Raw genomic sequence first — 4,778 nt, 5'->3', positions numbered from 1 at the left:
AGTGCAGGGGGATGATGGCGCGTTGGTGTGGCCGCTCGCGACGGGCACGGCAGCTTCGCAACCGGAACGGCCGGCTCGTCGCGCACGTGCTCGAGATCTCGCTGTGCTTGGCGCAGATCGTCAGGAAAGCTGTCCTTCACGCACCAACGTCAGTTCGACGCTCCGGGAGCGCCGTTCCACAGGCACCGTCGAATTCGACTCCGTAGCGTCGGAGTTCCGTGGCTCATACGCGTGGCGGTTGCAGGGTCGCAGGGACGGGGCCGTCGGGGCGGACCGTGATGCCGTACACCGCTTTCGGCGGAGTCGAGCGGAGGGACGGGACGTGGACCGGCAGCAGGTGCTCGAGAAGGGCGACCGATTCGCGCAGCGCGAACTGCAGGCCGAGGCAGGCGCGGGGACCGATACCGAAGGGGTAATAGGCCCCCGGGTTGGTGGGCCGGCCGTCCGGGGTGATGAAGCGGCGAGGGTCGAACCGCTCCGGTGCCGACCAAAGTCCGGGATCACGGTGCGTGAGGTACGGGCAGACCAGGACGTCGGTGCCGGCTGCGACGGCATGGCCGGCGAGGGTGTCGTCCTCGGCGGCGTGGCGGGGCAGCAGCCAGGCCGGTGGGTAGAGCCGGAGTGTCTCGTGGACCAGTGCCTGGATCGCCTGACGACGTTCCGTTGAGCCTTCTGGGCCGACGGCGAGAGCATGTTCGCGAGCGGCCGGGTTCCGGTCGAGGAGCAGATGCAGCCAGGTGAGGGTCGCGGCGGTGGTCTCGTGCCCGGCAACGAGCAACGTGACCAGCTCGTCGCGGATCAGCCGGTTCGTGTACTCGGGGTGCTCAGCGGCGGCCTCGGTCAGAATGTGCAGCAGGCCCGGACCACCGGGGCCTGCCGCTCCGCTGCGGGCGGCCTCGACGGCGTGCCGGGCGACCGCATCGATACGCGCCAGCTCAGTGGCAACGGCGTCCTGGGCCTCGGTGACATCAGCGGGAAGAGTCGGCAGAGCGGCCACTACTGCTGCCACCGCGGCCAGTTGGCGCTCGATGGCATCGTCGAGCGGGTGTCCGGTGAGCGAGCGCCAGATGGCGTCCAGCGCGAAACGGCGCATCTCCTCAGCCACATCGAAACTCCGACCGGTACGGGCGTATCCGTCCCAGCGATCGGCCGTGGTCCGGGCGGCCTCGGCGATCCGCTGTTCGTACCGGCGCATTCCGGCACCGGTGAACTGGGACTGCAGCAACCGGCGTTGCCGCTTCCAGGCCGCACCCGTGGCGGCGAGGAGACCGTCTCCGATCAGCAGACGGGCGCGGTGGGAGCGTTTGACGTACCGCTCCGGGCAGCGGGCGAGTACGTGCTGGACCGCCCGAGGTTCGGTGACGAGCACGGTGGGGGTGGGCCCGACGCGGAACGAGGCGATGCCACCCAGCCGCCCGTGCACCTCGGAGAGCAGTTCGACCAGTTCACCTCCCCGCGACTGCCACCGCTCCACGAGCCCGGGCTCCGCTTCGGGGATCGGCCGCCCCGTTCCGGGAACGCGGGGAAGTGAGTCGGGGCCGGCTTCGGTTTCCATGCACATTCTCCCGGTCAACCGTTGGCGCGGCCGTCACGGAGCACTGTCCCGACGGACTGTACGCGAGTGGGGACGTTCGGTGACAGTCCACCTCTGTGCGTGCGCGGACCGGCTGCTGGCTGGGCTCGCGGCCGATCGGCCGAACGGCGGATGTGCGGATGCTGGTCGCCCGGCGGATGCCGCGGAACGCGGAGCACGTCGGGCCCGTCTCGACCGGGCCTGCCTGCTCTGCTCGGGGCCGGTGGCGTGGTCGTCGTGACAGCCGGCGTGGCGGCAGCACTGTCACGGCGGGAGCGCGATTCCCGACGCTTCACCGGCTGGCTGTTTCATGAAGTGGGCCGGCCTCCACGGCCTCGCCGAGTCCGGGTCGCGGACTTCGCAACTCCTCACTCGACGTCGACTTCGAGAGCTCGCGCGAGCAGTGCGTCGACGAAGGTACGCAGGCCGTGCGGGTAGATGTCCCGCGCGGCCAGCGCGGCCCATCGGCTCCCGATGGCGGCCAGGTGTGGCACCACCGACGCGTCGAAGGCTTCGCGGTAGGCGGGATGTCCGTCCTCGGCACGCGATCGGGCGGAGTGGGCGCGGACAAGGACTTCGCCGACCGTGAAGTACCAGATGCTGCGGAAGACGTCGACGGCCTGCTCGGGTGTGCACCCGTGGTCGTCGGCCCCGGCCACGACGGCTTCGACCATCCACAGCGCCGACTCGTCGAGGAGGCCGACGAAACCGTCGGCCGTGAGTACCTCTGCGGCCCAGGGCCAGGCTGCCAGGGCGTCATGCATCGCTGTGGCGGCCATGACGATGCGGTCACGTGGAGCAGTGGGCAACTCGGGCCGCCCGATCTGATCGATGTAGTGGTTGAGCAGGAGGACCAGCAGGTCGTCCTTGCTCCGGATGTGGTGGTACAGCGTCGTCGCCCCGATGCCGATCTCGGCGGCCAGCCGACGGATGGTCAGCTTCTCCCAGCCGTCCCGGTCGATGAGCTGACGGGCTGCCGTCAGGATCTGCGCACGGGAGGTCACGGGCGGCCGGCCGGTGCGGCCCTGCGGTGCGGTGGGTCGGGGCATGGCCCCATCATGCCGTCCCGCTGTCCCAGGGCGTGAGACGGATGCGGATCGGGCCTTCGGTGTTCACAGCGACCGACCCCGATGCTACTTTCGGAACATGTTCGAAAAGTCGATTGGGAGCCGGGGACGGAGTCTGTGATGGCGCGCAGTTCGGGTGTTCGGCCAGGTCTCGCGCTGGCCGTGGTGGCCGTGGTGCAGTTCATGGTGTCGCTGGACCTGTCGGTCGTGAACGTCGCACTTCCAGGGATCGCTACCGGCCTCGGATTCAGCGCGGTCGGCCTGACCTGGGTGATCCACGCCTACGCCCTCACATTCGGTGGCCTGCTGCTCCTGGGTGGCAAAGCCGCGGACCGGTACGGCCGAAAACGGGTCCTGCTGTTCGGGCTCAGCCTGTTCGCCCTCGCCTCGCTGGCCGGCGGGCTGGCGCAGGGACCTGCCCAACTCGTCGCTGCCCGGGCCGTACAGGGCATGGGTGCTGCCGCGTTGGCTCCGGCCGCGCTGGCCCTGCTGACCGCTACGTTCCCCACCGGCAGGGCCCGCGTCCGCGCGTTCGGCGTATGGAGTGCGACGAACGCGGCCGGAGGCGCGCTCGGGGTCCTGATCGGCGGCCTGCTCACCCAGTACGCCGGCTGGCGTTGGGTGATGTTCGTGAACGTGCCGATGGCCGCCTGCGCACTGGCCCTGACCTGGCGCGGCATTCCCGCCGGGTCGCGGACCGTGCGCGGTGGCCGTCCGGACGTACTCGGAGCCACCCTGGCCACGGCGGGCATGACCCTGCTGGTGTTCGGAGTCGTCCGCACCGATCGGCACGGGTGGACCTCGCCGGTCACCCTGACCACCCTGGCGGCCGCTGCCTCCCTGCTGGTCGTGTTCATCCGCGTCGAGCGGACCACGACCCGCGAACCGCTGATCCGACTCGGCCTGTTCGCCAACCGCTCGGTAGCCGGCGCCAACACCTACAATCTGCTGGCCGGGGCTGCCATGACCCCGGCCTTCTACTTCGTCTCCCTCTACCTGCAACGCGTCCTGGGTACGGGGCCGGCGCGGACCGGGACCATGTTCCTGCCGTTCACCTTCGGACTGATCGCCGGCTCCCTGCTCGCCGTCAGACTCGGCTACCGACTCGTTCCCCGCGTGCTTCTGGTCATCGGCGGTCTGCTCACCGCGATCGGTCTCGCGTGGTTCGGCCTGATCAGTCCCGGCGGCACCTTCACCGCTGACGTCCTGGGGCCGTCGATCGTCGCCGGCGCAGGGTTCGGGCTCTGTCTCGGACCGGTCGTCTCCATCGCCACGGCAGGCGTCGCTCCCCACGAGGCCGGCACCGCCTCGGGTCTGCTCAACAGCTCACGGCAGATCGGAGCCTCACTCGGACTTGCCGCTCTCAGCACCGCGGCACAGCACCGCATCGGCCGGACAGTCACACCCGAGTCCCTCAACGACGGATACGCGCTCGGCCTGACCCTCGGCGCCGTGCTTCTGGTCGCCGCCGTTCTCGTCGCCCTCACTGTTGTGCGCCGGACGAGCCCGCCGGCACAGGCTGAGCGGACCGGCGAACGCGATGTGATGCCCGTCCAGGATTGACCCGCTGAACCGAACAGGACGTCAAGTTCCGTCAGTGTCGTGCCGGCCGGTGAGCGGCCGCAGCATCGTCAGCAGTGCGGCCGGGTCGGGAACGGCACGGAAGAATGCGGCGTCGGCCTCCTCCACGGCGCTGACGGCCCGTTGTGCCAGTGCGGCACCCTCGGAGGTGACGTGCAGCCGCTTGGCGCGGGTGTCGGCGGGGTCGACTTCGCGGCGGATCAGCCCTTTGTCCTCCAGTCTGCGCAGTACTTGCGAGGTCATCTTGACGTCCGTGCCGGCCTGCCTGGCGACGCCGAGCTGGTTGGGTGCCTCGCCCTGGCCGTTCAGCCACCAGGTGGTCGCGAGCAGCACGAACTGCACATGGGTCAGGTCCAACGGGGCCAGCGCCGCGGCGATGGGGGGGGGGGCGCGGCCGCCGGGCGGAGGCGCCCCGCCCGCCACCCCGGCCGGCCGGCCGGGGCCGCGGGCGGGGGGGGGCCCCCGGGGAACGCCGCCGCCCCCCCCCTCCCCCTGGCCGCCCAAAACCCCCACGGCGCCCTGCCGGAGCGTTCGGTACGGATCCTGGCGGCCGGGCT

At 70.7% G+C, this 4,778-nt stretch carries 4 protein-coding genes; 1 reads left to right on the top strand and 3 read right to left on the bottom strand.

Annotated elements, in window-relative coordinates; genetic code table 11:
- Positions 1 to 223: 223 nt before the first annotated feature.
- The gene (locus ACFW2E_RS11680) at positions 224 to 1,555 is read right to left on the bottom strand and encodes a cytochrome P450 (protein ID WP_384465074.1); all 1,332 of its coding nucleotides are present in this window, start codon (positions 1,553 to 1,555) and stop codon (positions 224 to 226) included.
- A 386-nt stretch (positions 1,556 to 1,941) separates the two neighbouring features.
- Positions 1,942 to 2,622, bottom strand: a complete 681-nt coding sequence (locus tag ACFW2E_RS11675; protein ID WP_384465071.1) for a TetR/AcrR family transcriptional regulator — start codon at positions 2,620 to 2,622, stop codon at positions 1,942 to 1,944.
- 138 nt (positions 2,623 to 2,760) lie between these two features.
- On the opposite strand from ACFW2E_RS11675, the gene ACFW2E_RS11670 reads away from it, so the two are divergent.
- On the top strand, positions 2,761 to 4,203 hold the full coding sequence (locus ACFW2E_RS11670; protein ID WP_384465068.1) for an MFS transporter: 1,443 nt from the start codon (positions 2,761 to 2,763) through the stop codon (positions 4,201 to 4,203).
- A 21-nt stretch (positions 4,204 to 4,224) separates the two neighbouring features.
- Here the strand turns inward: ACFW2E_RS11670 and ACFW2E_RS11665 are convergent.
- The coding region (locus tag ACFW2E_RS11665; protein ID WP_384465065.1) for a MarR family transcriptional regulator at positions 4,225 to 4,778 on the bottom strand (554 nt) is incomplete at its 5' end.

Source organism: Streptomyces sp. NPDC058964 (assembly GCF_042741275.1).
GTDB lineage: Bacteria > Actinomycetota > Actinomycetes > Streptomycetales > Streptomycetaceae > Streptomyces.
This window is presented reverse-complemented; position numbering and strand designations above follow the sequence as displayed.

Bases quoted from the DNA above. Each gene is read 5' to 3' on its own strand.
- ACFW2E_RS11680 (WP_384465074.1), bottom strand. From the start codon at position 1,555: ATGGAAACCGAAGCCGGCCCCGACTCACTTCCCCGCGTTCCCGGAACG.
- ACFW2E_RS11675 (WP_384465071.1), bottom strand. From the start codon at position 2,622: ATGCCCCGACCCACCGCACCGCAGGGCCGCACCGGCCGGCCGCCCGTG.
- ACFW2E_RS11670 (WP_384465068.1), top strand. From the start codon at position 2,761: ATGGCGCGCAGTTCGGGTGTTCGGCCAGGTCTCGCGCTGGCCGTGGTG.